Origin of the sequence: Brevibacterium jeotgali (genome assembly GCF_900169175.1) — a bacterium.
GTDB lineage: Bacteria > Actinomycetota > Actinomycetes > Actinomycetales > Brevibacteriaceae > Brevibacterium > Brevibacterium jeotgali.
This window is the reverse complement of record NZ_FXZM01000001.1, coordinates 161956-183312: the sequence shown is the minus strand read 5'-3', so window position 1 is coordinate 183312 and position 21357 is coordinate 161956. Positions and strand designations below refer to the sequence as shown.

Here is a 21357-nt window from a genome sequence, read left to right as displayed (position 1 = left end):
GCGATCCTGTCGCTACTCTGTGACCATGACCACAGTCAGTGCTGAAGGTGGAGATGCACGTCGGAGTGTCGACGAGGTTCCGGGCAGTGCAGATGCGGTTCAGGCAGGTGCGAGCGCCAGCGTGGGCGGAGTCGGAGCAGCCCGTTTCGGTGCTGGCCGGTCAGCCGCGGTCGTCGTCGTGTCCACCCCGACGGCCAGGGGCCTGGAGGACGACAGGAGCGGTCCGAGGCTCGTCGAGTGGCTGCGGGCCTGCGGATACGAATGCCCGTCTCCCCGATATGCGGAGGACGGGGGTCCCGTCGGTGACGTCCTCCGCGAGCTCCTTGGAGGCGGCGCCGACTCCGATGGGGATGCTCAGCGCGCTCCTCGCGTCGTCGTGACCACTGGAGGAACGGGCCTCAACCTCGCCGACCTCACCCCACAGGTGACCGAAGCGCTGCTTGACCGGCAGACGCCCGGCATCATGCACGCACTCTGGACCGCGGGACTGCAGAGCACGCCCACTGCGGTGATGAGTCAGGGCGTGGCCGGCGTGGCCGGCACCGCGTTCGTCGTGAATCTGCCGGGGTCGACCGGTGGCGTCCGGGATGGGATCGCAGTCCTCACCCCGCTCCTCCCTCATATCCAGGCTCAGCTCGAGGACTGCGGGGAGCCTCCAGCCCTGTGATCCTCCGGAAGTCCTCCGCAGTGTCGAAGTCCTCGACGCTGGCGGCGCTCACGTCGACGAGCACGTGCTCGACGCCTTCCCAGAGGCGGCGCACCGGCTGATCCGCGGGATCGCCGATCAGCCACAGGCGATCACGCAGCAGTGTGTCCGGCCACGCCGCGCACAGGTACTGGAGTCGACCGGATGCATCGGCGCATCCGGCTGCCCTCCCCGTCGCTGCACTCGTCTCCGCCAGCAGGGAGAGGTCGGCGGTCGATGTGTAGGGGACGTCTCCGGCCAGGAGGAGCACGACCGCCCCGGGATCTGCGGGCATGTCCGACACGGCGGCGGCGATCCCTGCCAGCGGGCCGGAGAAGCGAGGTCTCTCGAAGACCTGACGAACACTGGGGCGCGCGTCCTCGTGCAGGCCGTCGGTGGGACCGGAGACCCAGATCGCGTGCACGGGCAGAGCGGTGAGTGCGGCGTGCAGACGAGTGAGCACCGGGGTGCCGTCCACGGAGACCCCCGGCTTGTGCACGCCCCCGAATCTGCTGGATCGCCCACCAGTGAGGATCAGCGCGTTCACTGCCCGTTCAGCACCCATGGGCTGATGGTAGGGGATTGCCCGCGTGTGCAATAGGTCACAGAATGCTGAGTGATCTCTTGCCGCGGATTCTTGCGGGTGAATTGTCCCAACAGTTCCCTGAGTGCACTAACGAGCCGTTCGGCGGGTGCGCGCCGATCGTTCGCCCGCCGCACCTTCCGTCTCCATGTCGTGCCGTCAGTGCCGCTGGTGCACCTCTTGCGAGTCTGGGACCTCCTGGGGAAGTGTTGTGCGAGAGATCACATTCCCGTCGAGTGGGGAGATGACATGCCGGACGCGACGTTGACCGACCATCAGGCTGCGGGCCGGCACCCGAACCAGGCCGCCCGCAGCGTCGCGCTCCTCATGGCCACACTCGGCTTCGCTGTGAACTTCTGGGCCTGGTCACTCATCAGTCCTCTGGGGCCGGTGCTCGTCGCTGACGGAGTGATGGACGACGCCGCGCTCATCGTGGCCGTCCCGGTGCTGGTCGGCTCGCTCGGCCGGATCATCGTCGGCGCGCTCACCGACCGATTCGGCGGGCGCCTCATGATGCCGGCAGTCTCCCTCCTCTCCGTCATCCCAGTGCTCTTCATCGGCTTCGTGGGGCAGTACACCGTGGCCACCCTCATCGTGGGCGGGTTCGTGCTCGGTGTGGCGGGCACCAGCTTCGCCGTAGGGGTCCCATACGTGAACGCGTGGTTCTCCAAGGAGAAGCGCGGAACGGCCATCGGCATCTACGGAGCCGGCATGGGCGGCACTGCCGTCGCCGCGTTCACCACCGTTCCCCTCTACGAGGTCGGGGACGCGGTCCCCTTCATCGCCGCCGCCGTCGGGCTCGTCGTGTACGCGGTCGTCGCACTCATCGTCATGAAGGACCCGCCGGGCTGGTCGCCCTCGCGGAAGCACCTGGGGGAGCAGCTCGCAGACACCGCACGCATCCGCCTCACGTGGCAGACGTGCTATCTGTACGCACTCTCGTTCGGCGGGTACGTCGCGTTCTCCGTCTATCTGCCGTCCTACCTGATGAATGCGTATCAGCTCGACGCCGGGGACGCGGCGATGCGGATGGCCGGATTCGTCGTCGCGGCAGTCGTGATGCGGCCCATCGGCGGGATCCTGTCCGATCGGATCGGCTCAGTCACGACGCTCGTCATCTCCTACCTCGTGGTCGCCGCGTGCGCACTCACCCTGGTCTTCGACCCGCCGCTGATGCTGCTCGGCACAGTCGCCTTCATCGTCATGTCCATGAGCCTGGGCATGGGGGCCGGTGGAGTGTTCGCCCTCATCGGCGGGGCGAGCGACCCTGCGAAGGTCGGTGCGATCACGGGCTTCGTCGGCGCGGCCGGTGGACTGGGCGGATTCGTCCCACCTCTGCTGCTGGGGATCCTGTGGCGGTCGCAGGGAACCTACGCGCTGGGACTCGTGCTTCTGGCCCTCGCCACCGTCATCGCTCTGCTCATCACCCTGTGGGTGGGACGCGACGCCCGCAGGGCCGCGCAGAGTCCCTCTCCGGACTCCTCAGCGAACGACCCCAGCCAGCCAGAACAGCACACTCAGCCGGACCAGCACACTCAGCCAGCACAGCACACTCAGCCGGACCAGCCCAACCAACCAGTACAGCCCAACCAGACAGCACAGCCCAACCAGACAGCACAGCCCAACCAACCAGCACAGACGGGGCGGGCAGCGCAGTCAGCGCACACAGACCCGTCGAGTCGGGAGGACTCGCCATGACGATCGACGACCGCTTAGGCGACCCACAGGCGAAGGGGATCGACAACCCGCTCATGGATGCCCTGATCGGTGCCCGCAGGTTCTTCAGCCGGAGGGCCGAAGTCTCCGAAGACAACCGCGAGGTGCATTACCAGGGCGGCCGCCACGGGGACTCGTTCTACCGCAACCGGTGGGCGCACGACAAGGTCGTCCGCTCCACTCACGGAGTGAACTGCACAGGCTCCTGCTCGTGGCAGGTCTTCGTGAAGGACGGGCTCATCACGTGGGAGTCTCAGGCGACCGACTACCCGAGTGCGGGACCGGACATGCCCGAGTACGAACCGCGAGGCTGTCCGCGCGGCGCGTCATTCTCCTGGTACACGTATTCGCCCACCCGCGTCCGATATCCATACGTGCGCGGTGCGCTCGTCACCATGTTCCGACAGGCGAAGCGCGAGCACGGCGGCGATCCTGTGCTCGCCTGGCAGTCGATCGTCGAGGACCCGGTGAAGTCGAAGCGCTACAAGTCCGCGCGCGGCAAGGGCGGCCTCGTGCGGGCGACGTGGGACGAAGCAGTCGAGATCGTCGCCGCGGCATACGTGTACACCGTCAAGCACCTGGGGCCGGACAGGACGACGGGCTTCTCTCCCATCCCGGCGATGAGTCCCGTCTCGTTCTCGTCCGGGGCACGCTTCCACCAGCTCATAGGCGGCTCGATGCTGTCGTTCTACGACTGGTACGCCGATCTCCCTCCAGCCTCCCCGCAGGTGTTCGGGGACCAGACGGATGTGCCGGAGTCGGGCGACTGGTGGAACGCGAGCTACCTCATGATGTGGGGCTCGAACGTGCCGCTGACACGGACGCCGGATGCCCACTGGATGGCCGAGGCCCGCTACCGGGGGCAGAAGGTCATCTCGATCGCGCCGGACTATGCGGAGAACGTGAAGTTCGCGGACGAGTGGCTGGCGCCGCACAGCGGCACCGACGGCGCGCTGGCGATGTCGATGGGCCATGTCATCCTCAAGGAGTTCTTCGTCGATCAGACCACCGACTACTTCGACGACTACATCCGTCGCTACACGGATCTGCCGTTCCTCGTAGAGCTGGACGCCGGTGAAGACGGCGCGTACACCCCTGGAAAGTTCGTCGTCGCGAGCGACCTCGGCGGTGCTGCGACCCCGGAGGCGGACACCGAGCACGCGGACTTCAAGCCGGCGCTGTGGGATGCGGCGACCGACGCGCCTGCCGTGCCGAACGGGACGCTCGGGCACCGCTACGCCGACGACGGGAAGGGCCGGTGGAACCTCGACCTGGGTGATCTGCGGCCCGCCCTGACATTCCTCGATACTGCCGATGACACCGTCGAACTGGACCTGGCCCGCTTCGACACCGCAGCGCAGGGGGAGATCGACACGATCCGCCGCGGCGTTCCCGTCCGCAGGATCGGCGACCGCCTCGTCACGACCGTGTTCGACCTCCTCCTGGCCGAGTACGGCGTGGGCAGGCCGGGGCTGCCGGGGCAGTGGGCGAGCGGGTACGACGATGCGACGTCGCCGGGGACTCCCGCCTGGCAGGAGCGCATCACGGGCGTGCCGGGTCCCGCAGCGGCGCGGATCGGCCGTGAGTTCGCGCAGAACGCGCGGGACTCCCAGGGCCGCTCGATGATCATCATGGGAGCAGGCACGAACCACTGGTTCCACTCGGATCAGACGTACCGCACATTCCTCACGCTCACGACACTATGCGGGACGCAGGGGGTCAACGGAGGAGGCTGGGCCCACTACGTCGGGCAGGAGAAGATCCGCCCCTTCACCGGCTGGCTCCACCTGGCCAACGCACTCGACTGGTCGCGGCCTCCGCGGCAGATGACGCAGACGACCTACTGGTACATGCACACGGACCAGTGGCGATACGACCAGTTCGGCGCCGACACCCTGAGCGCCCGTGCCGGCAAGGGCCGGTTCGCGGGGATGTCCACCGCAGACGCCATCGCCCAGGCCACCCGCCTGGGCTGGCAGCCCTACTACCCGACGTTCGATCGGAACCCGCTCGACATCACCGACGAGGCGGCGGCGGCCGGGAAGTCGAGTGCCGATCACCTCGTCGACTCCCTCAAGGACGGCAGCATCAACTTCGCCGTCGAGGATCCGGATGCGGAGAACAATTATCCGAGGATCTGGTCGATGTGGCGGGCGAACACGCTGGGCTCCTCTGCGAAGGGCGACCAGTACTTCCTCAAGCATCTGCTGGGCGTCGACAACACCGTCGCTGCGGAGGAGACGCCGGAGGCCGCACGGCCGCGGGACGTGCGCTGGCGCGACGAGGCTCCGATCGGCAAGATCGATCTGCTGCTCACCCTGGACTTCCGGATGACGACGACCACGCTGCACAGCGACGTGATCCTCCCGGCTGCCACCTGGTACGAGAAGCATGACCTGTCGACGACGGACATGCACCCCTTCGTCAACACCTTCAACCCCGCGATCTCCACCCCGTGGCAGTCGCGGAACGACTGGGACACCTGGGCGACGATCGCGAAGAAGTTCTCCGAGCTCGCCCGCACGCACCTGGGAGTGCGCAGGGACGTCGTCGCGGTGCCGCTCCAGCACGACTCGCCGGACGAGGTGAACACCCCGCACGGACGCGTGAAGGACTGGAAGTTCGGCGAGGTCGAGCCGATCCCCGGAGTGACACTGCCCAAGCTGATCGAGGTCGAGCGGGACTTCACCGCCATCCACCAGAAGTACACGTCGATCGGACCCCTGCTGGAATCCAAGGGGATGTCCGCGCGGGGGATCGACTTCGACGTCGATCACCACGTCGAGCGCCTGCGGAGGCTCAACGGCGTCGTCACTCACGGTGTGGGGAAGGGGCAGCCCAAGCTCGAGACGGATCGGCAGGCCGCGGACTACATCCTCGGACTGTCGGGCACGACGAACGGGCTGATGGCGACCGAGGGCTTCACGACACTGGAGGAGCGCACCGGCACGAAGCTCGCGGACCTGTCGGCGGAGCACGAGGGCAAGCAGGTGTCGTTCGAGGACGCGAAGGCCGCACCGGTGCCCGTCATCACCTCGCCGGAGTGGTCCGGCTCGGAATCCGGCGGCAGGCGCTACTCGCCCTTCACCATCAATGTGGAACGGCTGAAGCCGTGGCACACCCTGACGGGTCGCTACCAGTTCTACATCGACCACGACTGGTTCCAGGAGATGGGCGACAGCCTGCCCACCTTCCGGCCGCCGCTCGATATGAACGCCCTGTTCGGGGAGCCTGCGCTTGGGGAGACCGACGGCACGTCGATCACGGTCCGCTACCTGACCCCGCACAACAAGTGGGCGATCCACTCGATGTACCAGGAGAACTTCTTCATGATGTCCCTGGGCCGCGGCGGCCAGACCATCTGGATGAGCGTCGAGGACGCGGAGGCCGTGGGCATCGCGGACAACGACTGGATCGAGGCCGTCAACCGCAACGGCGCCGTAGCCGCCCGCGCGATCGTGTCGCACCGGATGCCGAAGGGCACGGCCTTCATGCACCACGCGCAGGAGCGGACGGTGAACGTGCCGCTGTCGGAGACCACCGGGCAGCGCGGCGGCATCCACAACTCGCTGACCCGGATCATGATCAAGCCCACGCACCTGGTGGGCGGCTACGGGCAGCTGTCGTTCGCGTTCAACTACTACGGGCCGACCGGCAACCAGCGCGACGAGGTCACAGTGATCCGCAGGCGCACGAACCAGAACGTCGAGTACTGAGGAGGTATGGGCGATGAGGGTCATGGCACAGATGGCGATGGTGATGAATCTCGACAAGTGCATCGGATGCCACACGTGCTCCGTCACCTGCAAGCAGGCGTGGACCAACCGCAAGGGCACCGAATACGTCTGGTTCAACAACGTCGAGACCCGCCCGGGACAGGGCTACCCCCGTGGGTATGAGGACCAGGACAAGTGGCAGGGCGGCTGGGCGCTCAGCGGTTCCGGCAGACTCCGCCTCAAGGACGGGGGCAAGCTTCGAAAACTCGCGCGCATCTTCTCGAACCCGAAGATGCCGAGCATCGAGGACTACTACGAGCCCTGGACCTACGAGTACGACAACCTGCTGAACTCGCCGGAGCAGAAGCACATCCCCACAGCCCCGCCCAAGTCGCTGCTCACCGGTGAGCGGATGGACATCCAGTGGTCGGGCAACTGGGACGACGACCTGGGCGGGACGTACGCGAACAAGGACAGGGATCCGATGCTCAAGGGCATCCAGGACAAGGTGCGGCTCGAGTTCGAGGACACCTTCATGTTCTACCTGCCGCGGATCTGCGAGCACTGCCTCAACCCGTCCTGCGTCGCGTCGTGCCCGTCCGGCGCGATCTACAAGCGGGAAGAGGACGGGATCGTGCTCGTCGACCAGGAGCGGTGCCGCGGCTGGCGCATGTGCATCACCGGCTGCCCCTACAAGAAGATCTACTTCAACCACAAGACGGGGAAGGCGGAGAAGTGCACGTTCTGCTATCCGCGGATCGAGAACGGCGAGCCCACCGTGTGCGCGGAGACCTGTGTCGGACGCCTGCGCTACATCGGCCTCGTCCTCTATGACGCGGACCAGGTGACGGCGGCCGCGTCGATGCCGGACGACAAGGACCTCTACGCGGCGCAGAGGGACCTCATCCTCGATCCCTTCGACCCGGAGGTCATGGAGGCCGCTGAGCAGGAGGGCATCCCCTACGACTGGATCATGGGGGCCCAGAAGTCCCCGATCTACAAGCTCATCAAGGAGTACGAGGTCGCGCTGCCGCTCCATCCCGAATACCGGACGATGCCGATGGTCTGGTACATCCCGCCGCTGTCTCCCGTCGTCGATGTCGTCAAGGACACGGGCTACGACGCGGAGGAATCGAGCAACCTGTTCGCCGCGATCGAAGAGCTGCGGATCCCGATCGAATACCTCGCGAACCTGTTCACCGCCGGCGATGTCGACATCGTCTCGGATGTGCTGCGCAAGATGGCGGCGATGCGGTCCTACATGCGCGACATCAACCTGGGCGGTGAGGGCGACGAGTCGATCCCCCATGCGGTGGGGATGGACGCGGAGTCGATGGAGGAGATGTACCGGCTGCTGGCGATCGCGAAGTACGACGAGCGCTACGTCATCCCGCCGGGCCACTCGGAGTCGGCTCACGACCTCGAGGCCGTCGGCGCCGACTGCCCGCTGAACTTCGACGGAGGCCCGGGCATGGAGGATGTCCCCGGCCTGCAGGGCGACGGACTCAAGCTCGCCGATTCCGGCGATCGTCCCGGGCTCAAGGGTCGTGTGAATCTGCTCAACTGGGACGGCCGGGGCAAGCCCGACGGTCTGTTCCCCGGGACGCAGGGGGCGTGACATGTTCGTACCCCTGGCGTTCCTCAAGAAGTGGAAGGAGCGGGCGCGCGCCGCGGCGGACGGTCAGCTGGAGACCGCGGTCCCTCTCACCGATGATCAGGTGCGCGCCACCTGGCTGACAGCTTCGTGGCTCGTCGGCTACCCCGACGACGCGGTCGTCGAGCGACTGGACCTCATCGAGCAGCTTGCGGGAACCCTTCCGGCCGGGGTCTCCGCAGACCTACTCGACGCAGCCCGCAGCGTTCGCGAGACGGACCCGGAGACGATCCGAGCGGAGTATGTGGAGACCTTCGACACCCGCCGGCGCGGCTGCCTTTACCTCACGTACTTCACCAACGGCGACACCCGGAAGCGGGGGATGGCACTGCTGGACATCAAGCAGACCTACCGGGAGGCCGGTCTCGAGGTGTCCGACGACGAGCTGCCGGACCACCTCGCGTACGTGCTCGAATTCGGTGCCGCCCATGACCTCCACCGAGGAGTGTCGATCCTCCTGTCGAACCGTGCGGGCCTCGAACTGCTCCGGATCCACCTGGACGAGACCGGATCATCGTGGGCCGGTGTGCTCCGGGCCGTCTGCGCGACCCTGCCCGCGCTCGACGGCGATGACATCCGTGCTGTCGACCGCCTCATCGCGGAGGGAGTGCAGGAGGAGTTCGTGGGGCTCACCGGCTACGGCTATGAGGACGGTTCCGCCGACATGCCGCCTGCGGACATGAGTCCGTACGCCATCGACCCGGCGGGACCGCCGGCGTCTTCGTTCACGGATCCGGCCCCGGGCGGGACGACATTCATCCCGCTCAGCGATGTGAAAGGTCTGCAGAGATGAGTTCCCCCTCGGCGCTCGCCACAGTCATGTGGGTCATCGTCCCCTACCTCGCACTGGCGGTCTTCGTGCTGGGCCACATCTGGCGCTATCGCTACGACCGCTTCGGATGGACCACGCGATCGAGTCAGATATACGAATCGAAGCTCCTCCGCGTCGGCTCACCGCTCTTCCACTATGGCGTCATCTTCGTGTTCCTGGGGCACGTCGTCGGTCTGGGCATCCCCAAGACATGGACCGCGGCGGTCGGCGTGACAGACGGCATGTACCACTTCATGGCGATCACCGTCGGGCTCGGCGCTGCGGCCGCGACGGTGGGCGGACTGGCCATCCTCATCTATCGGAGGCGCACGAACAACCGCGTCTTCGGAGCAACGACCAAGCTCGACAAGCTCATGTACCTGATGCTCGCGGTGACGATCCTCGCCGGCACGTACTCCACGATCGTGGAGTCGGCGATCGGGCATTACGACTACCGCGAGGGGATCTCAGTGTGGTTCCGGCAGTTCTGGGCGTTCCAGCCCGACGCGGCGCTCATGGCCGCGGCTCCGCCGGGCTTCCAGACCCACGTGTTCACCGCGATCCTGCTGTTCGCGCTGTGGCCGTTCACCCGACTCGTGCATGTGTTCACGGTGCCGCTGGGCTTCCTCACGCGCCCCTACATCGTCTATCGATCGAAGGACGAGCTGCGGCAGCCGCAGCGTCGCGGGTGGGAGACGATCGACTTCTGAGGCGCACTCTCGTCGGGCTCACTCCACCCCGAGTGCGGACCTCGCCGAGGCCCGCAGCTGCGTCGCCACGACCTCGGCGGGCAGCCGCCTGCTGAGGTGCGGCGTCGAGTTCACCATGCCGAAGAGTGCGTGGACGCGGACCGTCGCCTCCTGCTCGGTCAGCCCCGGATTGTTGGCCCGCACGACGCCGGCCCAGGCCGTGACGTACTGGCGCTGCAGTCGGCGCACGCTGCGACGCTCCGCGTCGGGGAGGGAATCGAGGTCGCGGTCCTGGATGCGGATGAGCTCCGGTTCGGTGAGCGCGAAGTCCACGTGGAAGTCGATGAGGTCACTCAGGGTGCGCTGGGGAGGTCTGCCCGCCGCGATGATCCGCTCACCGCCTGTGTGCAGGTACTCGGAGATGCCGACGAGCAGTTCGGTGAGCACGGCCTCCTTCGACTCGAAGTGCCGGTAGACGGCGGGCCCGGACACCCCTGCGCCCTGCCCGATGTCGCCCAGGCGGACCGCGCGGAATCCGAAGCGCGCGAACTGCTGCTTCGCGGAGCCGAGCAGCAGCCGGCGGCGCTCGGCCTTCGCGGCCTCGCGGCTGTTCGCCGGAGCCGCGGAGTTCGCTGGGTCCGGCGAGGTCCCTGTCCGGGCCGGGGCGCTCGTTCCGTCCGCGGAGAGACTCTCTGTGCGCCTTGTCACGTCGGCTCCTTCCGGGCTATCATCACATCAGTTAATCATTGTTAACTGAGTGTGTCGATGAAGCCGTCGCTCCGGACCTGCTGGTCCTGCTGAACCCGCGCGGGCGTCGTGCACACCTGATTCGGAGGAGACTCATGCGTTCCATCGGCTCGCCGGTCGATCCGCAGACTTCACCCCACACCCAGGCGCACGCGCAGCTGCTCGATGAACTGGGGCAGCGCACCGCGGCGACCGCACTGGGCGGGTCGGAGTCCTCGCGGCAGAGGCACCTGGATCGCGGCAAGCTGCTGCCGCGCGATCGCGTGGAAGGACTGCTGGACCCCGGCAGTCCGTTCCTCGAGTTCTCCGCACTGGCGGCGAACGGGATGTACGACGACGCGTCACCGGGGGCCGGCATCATCACCGGCATGGGGCTGATCTCCGGCCGGCTCTGCGTCATCGTCGCGAACGATGCGACCGTCAAGGGCGGCACGTACTACCCGGTGACGGTGAAGAAGCACCTGCGGGCGCAGGAGATCGCGCAGCAGAACAACCTGCCGTGCCTCTACCTCGTCGATTCCGGCGGTGCGAACCTCCCCAATCAGGACGATGTGTTCCCCGACCGCGACCACTTCGGCCGCATCTTCTTCAACCAGGCGACGCTGTCCGCCGCGGGCATTCCGCAGCTGGCAGCGGTCATGGGCTCCTGCACCGCAGGCGGCGCCTACGTGCCGGCGATGGCAGACGAGTCAGTCATCGTGAACGAGCAGGGCACGATCTTCCTGGGCGGCCCCCCGCTCGTGAAGGCCGCGACCGGTGAGGTCGTCACGGCTGAGGAGCTGGGCGGCGGCGCGCTGCATTCCCGCACCTCCGGCGTCACGGACCACCTCGCGGCGAACGACGAGCACGCGCTGGAGATCCTCCGCGACATCGTCGCCACCTTCGGCCCCCGCCACGCCCCGGCATGGGATCGTGCGGAGCCGCAGGCGCCCGCCCACGACCCGGATGAGATCACCGCGGTCGTCCCCGTCGACTCGAAGGTGCCCTACGACGTGCGCGAGGTCATCGCCCGCCTCGTCGATGCCTCAGAATTCCACGAGTTCAAGGCCGAGTACGGCACCACCCTCGTCACCGGCTTCGCCCGCATCGACGGACACCCCGTGGGCATCATCGCGAACAACGGCATCCTCTTCGGGGAGTCCGCGATGAAGGGCGCGCACTTCATCGAGCTGTGCGACCAGCGCTCCACTCCTCTGGTGTTCCTCCAGAACATCTCCGGCTTCATGGTCGGCCGCGACTACGAAGCCGCCGGGATCGCGAAGCACGGCGCGAAGATGGTCAACGCCGTCGCGACGGCCCGCGTGCCGAAGTTCACCGTCGTCATCGGCGGCAGCTTCGGTGCCGGAAACTACTCGATGTGCGGTCGGGCCTACTCGCCGCGCTTCCTCTGGATGTGGCCGAACGCCCGCATCTCCGTCATGGGCGGCGAACAGGCCGCGAGCGTGCTCGCGACCGTGAAGCGCGACCAGATCGCCGGCCGCGGCGAGGACTGGTCCACAGAGGACGAGGAGTCCTTCAAGGATCCCATCCGCCAGCAGTACGAGGACCAGGGCAACCCCTACTACTCGACTGCCCGACTGTGGGATGACGGCATCATCGCCCCCGCCGACACCCGTCGCGTGCTCGCACTCGCCCTCGAGGCCGCGCGCTTCTCCCCACTCGAACGACCGCTGGCCGCTTCCGGCTACGGCGTCTTCAGGATGTGAGGCACATGTTCACCAGGATCCTCATCGCCAATCGCGGCGAGATCGCTCTGCGCGTCATCCGCACCTGCCGCGCCCTCGGCATCGAGACCGTCGCCGTCTACTCCGACGCGGACGCCGATGCCGCGCACACCAGGGCCGCGGACGTCGCCCACCGACTGGGGCCCGCCCCGGCGGCCCAGTCCTACCTCGATATCGAGCGCGTCGTCGCTGCGGTCAGGGCCACGGGCGCCCAGGCGGTCCACCCCGGCTACGGCTTCCTCTCCGAGAACGCGGCATTCGCCCGCCGCCTCGAGGAGGAGGGGATCGTCTTCCTGGGTCCTACCGCGGCGTCGATCGACGTCATGGGCGACAAGATCTCCGCGAAGCGGGCTGTCGCGGCACGCGGCGTGCCCCTGGTCCCCGGAGTCGCGGAACCCGGCCTCACCGATGAGCAGCTGATCGCGCGCGCGGACGAGGTCGGCTTCCCCATCCTCGTGAAGCCCTCGGCCGGCGGCGGCGGCAAGGGGATGCGCGAGGTCCACGATCCCGCCGATCTGGCAGAGGCGCTGGCCTCTGCCCGCCGTGAGGCCGCGGGCAGCTTCGGCGACGACACCCTCTTCCTCGAGCGGCTGGTGCTCACTCCGCGCCACATCGAGGTGCAGGTGCTCGCCGATGAGCACGGGAACGTCATCCACCTGGGGGAGCGCGAGTGCTCGCTGCAGCGCCGCCACCAGAAGGTCATCGAGGAGGCGCCCAGCGCACTGCTCGACGAGGCCACCCGCGCCCGCATCGGGCAGGCTGCCGTCGACACCGCGAAGTCCGTCGACTACCGCGGTGCGGGCACGGTCGAGTTCATCGTGTCCGCGGACAATCCGGACGAGTTCTTCTTCATGGAGATGAACACCCGCCTCCAGGTCGAGCACCCTGTCACCGAACAGGTCACCGGAGTCGACCTCGTCGAATGGCAGCTGCGGATCGGAGCCGGCCAGCAGCTGGCCCTCGCGCAGGACGACGTCACGCTCACCGGCCATTCGATCGAGGCCCGCATCTATGCGGAGGACCCGGCTCGCGGCTTCCTGCCCACGGGCGGCACCGCGCTGGACGTCTCCTTCCCCACGGGTGAGGGCATCCGCGTGGACGCCGGACTGGAGCCCGGTCAGCGGATCGTGAGCGACTACGACCCGATGATCGCGAAGCTCATCGTCACAGCCCGGGACCGGCAGGAGGCCGTCGCGCGCACGCGCACCGCACTGGCCGGGTCCGCCGTACCGGGCATCGTCACGAACATCGGATTCCTCCAGACCCTCCTGGAGATGCCGGAGGTCGTCGCAGGCGATCTGCACACGGGTCTCATCGATGCGATGACGGAGGACGACCTCGCCGAGGCCGTCGACCCCGCTGCGCTGCAGCTCGCCGCCGCACACGTCGCGGCTGCGGAAGCAGATCGGGCGACCGACTCCCACATCGCGGGCGAGCCGGTCGGCATGTGGGCCGATGGAAGCGGCTGGCGCGGCGTCGCACCAGCACGGACAGTCGTCCCGCTCGTCCACCGCGGAGAGCGCCACGACGTGGAGTTCCTGCACCCGCCGGTGCGGGCGCGCGGGAATGCTGCGGACCGCAGCGGGGCCGCTTCCGGCTCAGTCATCGGGGCCCCGGGTGCGGGCAGCACCCTCCGGCTCACGCTGGAGGGTGAGCAGGTCACCGGACGGGTGTGGGCCTCGGCGGACGGCCGCACCCTGTGGGTGCGCACGAACGCGGGACTCGCACAGCTCACCCGACCACGGGCGGACACGGCGATCGGTGCGGCAGCGGCCGGGGCCGAGGTCCTGGCCCCCATGCCGGGCTCGGTCACCGGCCTCCGCGCTGAGGACGGGGAGACCGTCGTGACGGGGCAGCCGGTCGTCGTCGTCGAGGCGATGAAGATGGAGCACGTGCTGACCGCACCCGCTGACGGCGTCGTGCAGCTGAGCACCGTGCAGGGCGCGCAGGTGGCGCTGGACGAGGTGCTGGCCGTCATCGTCCCGGAGGACGCGGAAGCCGGCGCAGACGCCGGCACCGGGATCGAATCCGGCGCAGCCGCCGACGCGGTCCTGCAGGACGCCGCGGTGCAGGCCACGAGGGAGTGAGCGGCGACGTGACCGCGAAGAACCATGGAGGAGACGCTATGACCGTGTTCGTTCCGGGCATGCTGCCCGAAGAGTACGAGACCCTGCGACGGACCGTCGCGACGTTCACCGACGGTGAGGTCGCGCCGGTGAGTGCCCAGCTCGATGCGAAGCACGAGTTCCCGTACGCGCTCGTCGAGCAGATGGGCGACATGGGGCTGTTCGGCCTGCCGTTCCCCGAGGAGTACGGCGGTATGGGCGGCGACTACTTCGCCCTGTGCCTGGCGCTCGAGGAGATCGCGCGGGAGAACCAGTCGCTCGCGATGACGCTGGAGGCGGGGGTGTCGCTGGGAGCGATGCCGATCTTCCGGTTCGGCACGGACGCGCAGAAGCAGGAGCTGCTGCCGCACGTCATCGACGGCCGCGGGCTGGCCGCGTTCGGGCTCACGGAGGCCGAGGCAGGATCCGACGCGGGCGGCACGAAGACGAAGGCGGTCCTGGAGAACGGCGAGTGGGTGGTGAACGGGTCGAAGTCGTTCATCACGAACTCGGGCACCGACATCACGAAGTTCGTCACCGCCACCGCCGTGACCGGCACGCGGACGGGCAGTGACGGCAGCCGGAAGCCGGAGATCTCCACGATCATCGTCCCGAACGGGACTCCGGGCTTCACCCCCGAACCGGCCTACGACAAGGTCGGCTGGAACTCCTCGGACACGCATCCGCTCACGTTCGACGGCGTGCGCGTGCCGGAGGCCAACCTCCTGGGCGAGCGGGGACGCGGCTACGCGAACTTCCTGCGGATCCTCGACGAGGGTCGCATCGCGATCGCCGCCGTGTCCGTGGGCGCGGCGCAGGGCTGCGTGGACGCGAGCGTGCAGTATGCGAAGGAGCGCACGGCGTTCGGGAAGCCGATCGGCGACTACCAGGGCATCAGCTTCAAGATCGCCCGCATGGAGGCGCGCGTGCAGTCTGCTCGTGCCGCCTACTACGCGGCGGCGTCGAAGATGGAGTCCGGCCTGCCGTTCAAGAAGGAGGCGGCCATCGCGAAGATGGTGGCGTCCGAGGCGGCGATGGACAATGCGCGAGACGCCACGCAGGTGCACGGCGGGTACGGCTTCATGAACGAGTCCCTCGTCGCCCGGCACTACCGGGACTCGAAGATCCTGGAGATCGGCGAGGGGACCACGGAGGTCCAGCTCATGCTCATCGCCCGTGACCTCGGGCTGTGAGCGCAGAGGCTGTGAGGGTGTCCTCGACCGCTCGGCCTGCGGGCGGTCGAGGACACGTGAAGCACTTCTCACAGTGAGTGCATAGTCTGTGGTCGTGGACTCCAACGCACTCGACCTCGCCGGATGGGACTGGGCGCAGATCCTGTCGTCGACGATCCTCATCGTCGACTACACGATCAAGGTGATCGCGATCGGCGTCGTCCCGGAGAACCGGCGACCGTCGTCATCGAGCGCCTGGCTGCTCCTGATCCTGTTCCTGCCCCTCGTCGGGATCCCGCTGTTCCTTCTGCTGGGCAGCCCGTACATCACGGGTAGGCGGGAGAAGATCCAGGAGGAGGCGAACACCCGGCTGCGGCAGGGCACCGCGGACATCCCCGACTGGCCGGAGGCGCTGGGAGTGCCGGAGATGTTCGGCGGGCTCGTGACACTCAACCGGAACCTGACCTACCTGCCGATGGTGACGGGAACGGACCACGGTGTGCGGACGGACTACGAGGAGAACATCCGCGTCATGGCCGAGGCGATCGACGCGGCGGACGACTACGTCGACGTCTGCATGTACATCATGACTGCGGACTCCACGACGGAGCCGTTCCTCGCCGCACTCGAACGGGCCGCCGGCCGCGGAGTCACGGTCCGCGTCCTGTTCGACCACCTCGGGTCGCGGCCGTATGCGGGGTTCCGCCCGCTCATGCGGCGGTTGGACGCAGCGGGGATCGAATGGTCACTCATGCTGCCGTTCCAGCCGCTTCGGGGCAGGATGCGGCGGGTCGACCTGCGCAACCACCGCAAGCTCATGGTCGTGGACGGCACGCGGGCCTTCATGGGGTCGATGAATATGATCGAGGCCTCGTACGGAAGCGCTCGCAACGCGCAGATCGGTCGGCTCTGGCACGACATCATGGTCGAGCTCACCGGCCCGGTCGTGGCCTCGCTCGAAGCGGTGTTCGTGACGGACTGGTTCACCGAGAAGGGGGAGGACCTGTCGATCCGGGCATATGACGACGAGGAACGGCTGCAGAAGCGCGAGGCCGCGATCGGGCAGCGGCTCACGTCCGGGAAGGGTGTGAGCGCGGCCCGGGAGAGCGCGCCCGCGACGGTCGACGGAGCCGGAGCCGAGGCCTCGGCATCGTCCGACAGTGCGTCCGTCACATCCGTGCCGTCGGATTCGGAGCTCAACGCGGTTCAGGTGATCCCGTCCGGTCCGGGCTTCCGCACCCACCCGAACCTCCGTCTGTTCGTGTCGCTGGTCTACCTCGCGCAGGAGCGGCTGCGGATCGTGAGCCCCTACTTCGTCCCGGACGAGTCGATGCTCGCCGCAGTCATCACCGCGGCGCACCGCGGAGTGGAGGTCGAGCTGTACGTGAGCGAGCAGGCCGACCAGTTCATGGTCGACCACGCCCAGAGCTCGTACTACGAGGCGCTGCTGGAGGCGGGGGTGCGGATCTACCGCTATCCTGCGCCGAAGGTGCTGCACACGAAGTGCTTCACGGTCGACGACCTCTGCTCGGTCATGGGCTCGTCGAACATGGATATGCGGTCCTTCGGCCTCAACTACGAGGTGAGCCTGCTGGCCTATGGCGGCGACATCACGGAGAGCCTCCACGGGATCATGGACGAGTACCGCTCTGTGAGCTCGGAGCTCACAGAAGAGGAATGGGAGCAGCGTCCGTGGGGCCGCCGCTGGCTGGATTCGGCCATGAGGCTCACATCGGCGCTGCAGTGACGGACTGCTGACCCGTCGGTACGGGTCGGCTCAGAGGATTTCGGTTCAGAGGAATGCGGTTCAGAGAGGAGCCCCGCACATGACGGAGCAGAACGCAGCAGGAGCACCGGGCGCAAGCGCGGCCGCGCAGCCGGCGACGGCGGACGCGCAGCAGGAGGGCCCCGTCATCACACAGCGCGGCCTGTGGTTCGAGGAGTTCGAGGTGGGAGTGACGTATCGCCACGCTCCCGGCCGCACGATGACGGAGGCGGACAACACGTGGTTCACGGCGGTGACGATGAATACGCAGGCGCTGCACCTGGACGCGCACTTCGCGGAGTCGGAGCCGTTCGGCGAGCGCCTGGTGAACTCGATGTTCACACTCGCCACGCTGGTGGGGCTGTCCGTCTCGCAGCTGACGCAGGGCACGATCGTCGGGAATCTGGGCTTCAGCGAGGTCGCGTTCCCCACACCGGTCTTCCACGGGGACACGCTGTATGCGGAGACGCGGATCCTCGACAAGCGCCGGTCGCGATCGCGACCGGGGGAGGGGATCATCTCGCTCGAGCACATCGGTCGCAATCAGAACGGCGACGTGGTCGCGCGAGCAGTGCGCAAGACGATGGTCTTCACGCAGGACCACGCGAAGGACGCCTGAGCCGGGGCCAGAGCTGACGCAGTGCTGAGGGGCCGTACCGGAGCTCCGCCCCTCAGCCCGCCGTCAGCGGTCGGTGATGATGATGACGTCCAGCTGCCGCGGTCCGTGGACCCCCTCGACGCGCTGGAGCTCGATGTCGCTCGTGGCGGACGGTCCCGAGATCATCGTGACCGGACGCGTGAGGTCGATGAGAGCGACTGCCTCCGGCACGAGCTCCACGACCGTCGACTCCGGAACGAGGCACACGTGGTGGTCGGGCACCAGGGTGATCATGCGGCGACCGCAGTCCGTGTCGCCGTCGAGCATGATCGTGCCCGTCTGCGCGACGGACACCCGTGAGGCGGTGATGACAGCGCTCGTCTCGTCGAGCTCGTCGATCGTATGGATGCGGCGCTCCGCACTGGCGAACCGGTCAGCAGCCTCCGACTCCACGTCTCCGTCCGCGACCGCACCGTCCTGCGCCTCTGCGGCGTCGACGTTGATCCGCACGCCGTCGGGCAGCTGCGAGACGACGACCGCTTCGAGGCCGGGCGGGACCACGACGGAATCGGCCTGCTCCAGCCTCTCCGCCACGATGCGAGGAACGTCCGCAGCCGGCGCCTCTGCCACCCACGCCTTGTAGTCCACGAGCCGATCGACCAGCTGTGCGAGGACGGCCGGCCTCGCGAGGGATCCCTCGCGCAGGTAGGCGCGGGGGACCTCGGCGTCGAGATCGACCGGCTTCCCCGTCGACGGCACGATCCCCGGCCGCGTCGTCGTGCCGTCCTCGCGGCCCAGCGCAGTGCGCAGGCGGGTCAGGATCTCTTCACGCGCGCCGGTCATCGTGCGTCCCCTTCGTTCTGCGAGCCCTGATCGTGACCTGCATCCTGCTGAGCGGCGATCGCGTCCGCATCCGTTCCGCGAGACCTCCGCCACCAGTTCCTGAACGACTGGTCGGGCAGCGCCGGGATGTCGCGGCTGGAGGTCCACTTCCCGACGACTCCCGGCAGTCGGCTGATGCCGCCGGTGAGGCGAGTGAGGGCCGCGGCGATGGGCATCGCGCGTTCGGCCAGGGCGATCCGTCGTCCGTCGGCCATGGCCCACGACGCCGCGGCGAGTCCGGCGGAGAGCTGCCCGGTCGAGCTCGTCGCGTCCGTGAGTCGCTCCGCAGCCGAAGCTCCCTCCGCCTTCGTCGCGACGTCCTCACCACGCAGATGGACGAGGATCGACGGGATGTCGATCTTCACGGGGCATGCGTCGAAGCAGGCTCCGCAGAGGCTCGAGGCGTACGGCAGGGAGTCGTTCTCCTCCGCCTGCACGCCGGTCATCAGCGGCGAGAGGATCGCGCCGATGGGCCCGGGATAGGTCGACCCGTACGCGTGTCCGCCGGTCCGCTCGTAGACCGGGCACACGTTCATGCAGGCAGAGCACCGGATGCAGTTGAGGGCGGACCGGCCCCATTCGTCCGCGAGTGCACGGGACCGGCCATTGTCCAGGAGGACGACGTGGACGTTCTGCGGCCCATCGCCGGCAGTCGCCCCGGTCCAGAAGCTCGTGTACGGATTCATGCGCTCCGCGGTGGACGACCGCGGCAGCAGCTGGAGGAACACCTCCAGGTCCTCGGGCTGCGGCAGCAGCTTCTCCACGCCCATGACGGTGATGAGCGTCTCCGGGAGGGTGAGGCACATGCGGCCGTTGCCCTCCGATTCGACGACGCCCAGCGTGCCCGTCGACGCGATGCCGAAGTTCGCGCCGGACACCGCGACCTTGGTCGTGAGGAACTTGTGCCGCAGATGCTTCCGCGCGGCCTCGGCGAGCTTCGCCGGTTCATCGGTGAGGCCCGGGTCGACCCCGGGGATGCCCTCGAGGAAGATGTCGCGGATCTCCGAGCGGTTCTTGTGGATCGCCGGCACGAGGATGTGGCTGGGCAGATCATCGCCCAACTGGACGATGAGCTCGGCCAGGTCCGTCTCGAACGCGTCGATCCCGTGCGGCTCCAGGTACTCGTTGAGCCCGATCTCCTGCGTCGCCATCGATTTGATCTTCACGACCTCGCGGCGGCCGTTGCCCAGGATGGGTGCGTTCTCCTCGATGAGGTCGCGGACGATCGCGTTGGCCTCCTGGGCGTCGCGCGCCCAGTGGACGTGGCCACCGCGCGCTTCGAACGCGTCCGCGAACTGTTCGAGGAGGTCGGGCAGCTCCGCCATGACCCGCTGCTTGATCGCGGCACCGGAATCGCGGAGGTCCTCCCAGTCGGGCAGCTCCGCGACCGCGCCCAGGCGCTTCTCGCGGATCGTCCTGGTCGCGTGGCCCAGGTTGCGGCGCAGCTGTTCGTCCTCGAGCTCTCGCGAGGCGTACTGCGGGAACTGCTCGCGCTCGAACACGTTTCCCTGGGCTCCGGGCAGACCGTCGGCGATCTCTGCGCCGTCGGCGCGCAGGACTGCGGGCATGCCGAGGAATGTCGTCATCGGAGGCTCCCTCCTGACAGCAGTGGTTCGGATCGTGGGGGCAGGAGCGGCTTCTCCCGCGTCGACGCGAGGATCCGCGCCAGGTGTACGGTGCCGACCTCGCCGCGCTGGCTGCGGGCTCCGGTGCGGGACAGTCCGCCGCCGATGTGCATGAGGCAGCTCGCGTCGCCGCCGGTGCACAGGCTCGCTCCGGTCATGACGATGTTCTCCGCCTTGTCGGCGAGCATTGCGGTGGACACCTCGGCGTTCTTCATCGAGAACGTGCCGCCGAACCCACAGCACTGGTCCGCCTGCGCCAGGTCGCGCAGGTCGATGTCCTGGACCGTGCTCAGCAGATCGAGCTGGCGATCGCCCAGGCGGAGGATGCGCATGCCGTGGCACGACGGGTGGTAGGTGACGGCGTGGGGGAAGTACGACCCCAGCTGTGCGCCGGCGTCGGTGATGCCCAGCACGTCGGTGAGCAGCTGGCTGAGCTCGTAGGTGCGGCCCGCGAGGTCCTCTGCACGACTCGCGAGGTCGTCGTCGCCGGCGCGGCGGGCGATCATCGGCTGCTGGTGGCCGGCAGAGGCGGCGCAGGAACCCGAGGGCGCGCAGATGACGTCCCAGTCGGGGCCGTCCTCGAAGGCGCGGACGTGTCCTTCGACCACGGGCACCGCTCCGGCGAAGTCGCCGGAGTTCACGTGCATCTGACCGCAGCACGCCTGGCGTTCGGGGAAGACCACCTCGTGGCCCAGCCGTTCGAGGACTGTGACCGTGTCACGGGCCACTTCCGGGTACATCGCATCGACGATGCAGGTGGCGAACAATGCGATTCGCATGCGGCTCCTCCTCGGGGACGACCGCAGCCGCCGGAGGCTGCGTGCTGGGTCACACTCTAGGTCGGAGTCGCGGCGGAGGGTGAACGAGGGCGCGCGGGGAATGGCG

16 protein-coding genes are annotated in these 21357 nt (G+C 68.0%); 11 read left to right on the top strand and 5 right to left on the bottom strand.

All coding sequences use genetic code 11. The features are described from left to right. Positions 1–25 precede the first annotated feature (25 nt). Entirely contained in the window at positions 26–667 is a 642-nt protein-coding gene (locus BJEO58_RS00900; RefSeq protein WP_101587216.1) for a MogA/MoaB family molybdenum cofactor biosynthesis protein, read from the top strand. Here the strand turns inward: BJEO58_RS00900 and BJEO58_RS00895 are convergent. Next, positions 603–1250, bottom strand: coding sequence for an NTP transferase domain-containing protein (locus BJEO58_RS00895; RefSeq protein WP_101586908.1), 648 nt, complete (start codon positions 1248–1250; stop codon positions 603–605). The genes BJEO58_RS00900 and BJEO58_RS00895 overlap by 65 nt on opposite strands. Positions 1251–1517: 267 nt before the next feature. Between BJEO58_RS00895 and BJEO58_RS00890 the strand changes: the two genes are divergently transcribed. From BJEO58_RS00890 to narI, 5 genes are read left to right on the top strand one after another with little or no spacing between them, the layout of a single operon-like run. Beyond that, complete coding sequence (locus BJEO58_RS00890) at positions 1518–2966, top strand: MFS transporter (RefSeq protein WP_101586905.1); 1449 nt, start codon at positions 1518–1520, stop codon at positions 2964–2966. Beyond that, positions 2963–6700, top strand: coding sequence for a nitrate reductase subunit alpha (locus BJEO58_RS00885; protein WP_101586903.1), 3738 nt, complete (start codon positions 2963–2965; stop codon positions 6698–6700). The genes BJEO58_RS00890 and BJEO58_RS00885 overlap by 4 nt, the downstream gene beginning before the upstream one ends. A gap of 13 nt (positions 6701–6713) precedes the next feature. Further along, entirely contained in the window at positions 6714–8318 is a 1605-nt protein-coding gene (gene narH / locus BJEO58_RS00880; RefSeq protein ID WP_101586901.1) for a nitrate reductase subunit beta, read from the top strand. 1 nt (position 8319) lies between these two features. After that, on the top strand, positions 8320–9147 hold the full coding sequence (narJ, locus tag BJEO58_RS00875) for a nitrate reductase molybdenum cofactor assembly chaperone (RefSeq protein ID WP_101586899.1): 828 nt from the start codon (positions 8320–8322) through the stop codon (positions 9145–9147). After that, positions 9144–9875 (top strand): respiratory nitrate reductase subunit gamma, encoded by a 732-nt coding sequence (narI, locus tag BJEO58_RS00870; protein WP_101586897.1) that lies wholly within the window; start codon positions 9144–9146, stop codon positions 9873–9875. Before narJ ends, narI begins: the two co-directional genes overlap by 4 nt. Before the next feature lie 18 nt (positions 9876–9893). On the opposite strand, the gene BJEO58_RS00865 is transcribed toward narI, so the two are convergent. Further along, a complete protein-coding gene (locus BJEO58_RS00865) occupies positions 9894–10562 on the bottom strand; it encodes a TetR/AcrR family transcriptional regulator (protein ID WP_101586895.1) in 669 nt (222 codons plus the stop codon). A 134-nt stretch (positions 10563–10696) separates the two neighbouring features. On the opposite strand from BJEO58_RS00865, the gene BJEO58_RS00860 reads away from it, so the two are divergent. The 5 genes from BJEO58_RS00860 (at position 10697) to BJEO58_RS00840 (ending at position 17986) form a co-directional block, all read left to right on the top strand. Next, complete coding sequence (locus tag BJEO58_RS00860; protein WP_101586893.1) at positions 10697–12307, top strand: carboxyl transferase domain-containing protein; 1611 nt, start codon at positions 10697–10699, stop codon at positions 12305–12307. A gap of 5 nt (positions 12308–12312) precedes the next feature. Continuing rightward, positions 12313–14412, top strand: coding sequence for an ATP-binding protein (locus tag BJEO58_RS00855; protein WP_101586891.1), 2100 nt, complete (start codon positions 12313–12315; stop codon positions 14410–14412). 38 nt (positions 14413–14450) lie between these two features. Then, positions 14451–15623 carry an acyl-CoA dehydrogenase family protein gene (locus BJEO58_RS00850; RefSeq protein ID WP_101586889.1) on the top strand — a complete coding sequence of 391 codons (1173 nt, stop codon included), beginning with the start codon at positions 14451–14453 and terminating at the stop codon, positions 15621–15623. 94 nt (positions 15624–15717) lie between these two features. After that, complete coding sequence (locus BJEO58_RS00845; RefSeq protein ID WP_101587214.1) at positions 15718–17349, top strand: phospholipase D-like domain-containing protein; 1632 nt, start codon at positions 15718–15720, stop codon at positions 17347–17349. A gap of 79 nt (positions 17350–17428) precedes the next feature. Further along, positions 17429–17986: a MaoC family dehydratase gene (locus BJEO58_RS00840; protein ID WP_101586888.1), complete on the top strand. Its 558-nt coding sequence runs from the start codon at positions 17429–17431 to the stop codon at positions 17984–17986. 63 nt (positions 17987–18049) lie between these two features. Here BJEO58_RS00840 and BJEO58_RS00835 read toward each other — a convergent pair whose 3' ends face one another. The 3 genes from BJEO58_RS00835 to BJEO58_RS00825 are packed head-to-tail and all read right to left on the bottom strand — an operon-like array spanning position 18050 to position 21251. Next, complete coding sequence (locus BJEO58_RS00835) at positions 18050–18808, bottom strand: LutC/YkgG family protein (RefSeq protein WP_101586886.1); 759 nt, start codon at positions 18806–18808, stop codon at positions 18050–18052. Further along, positions 18805–20433 (bottom strand): lactate utilization protein B, encoded by a 1629-nt coding sequence (locus BJEO58_RS00830; RefSeq protein WP_101586884.1) that lies wholly within the window; start codon positions 20431–20433, stop codon positions 18805–18807. The genes BJEO58_RS00835 and BJEO58_RS00830 overlap by 4 nt, the downstream gene beginning before the upstream one ends. Then, positions 20430–21251 (bottom strand): (Fe-S)-binding protein, encoded by an 822-nt coding sequence (locus BJEO58_RS00825; RefSeq protein ID WP_101586882.1) that lies wholly within the window; start codon positions 21249–21251, stop codon positions 20430–20432. The genes BJEO58_RS00830 and BJEO58_RS00825 overlap by 4 nt, the downstream gene beginning before the upstream one ends. Positions 21252–21357: the final 106 nt, after the last annotated feature.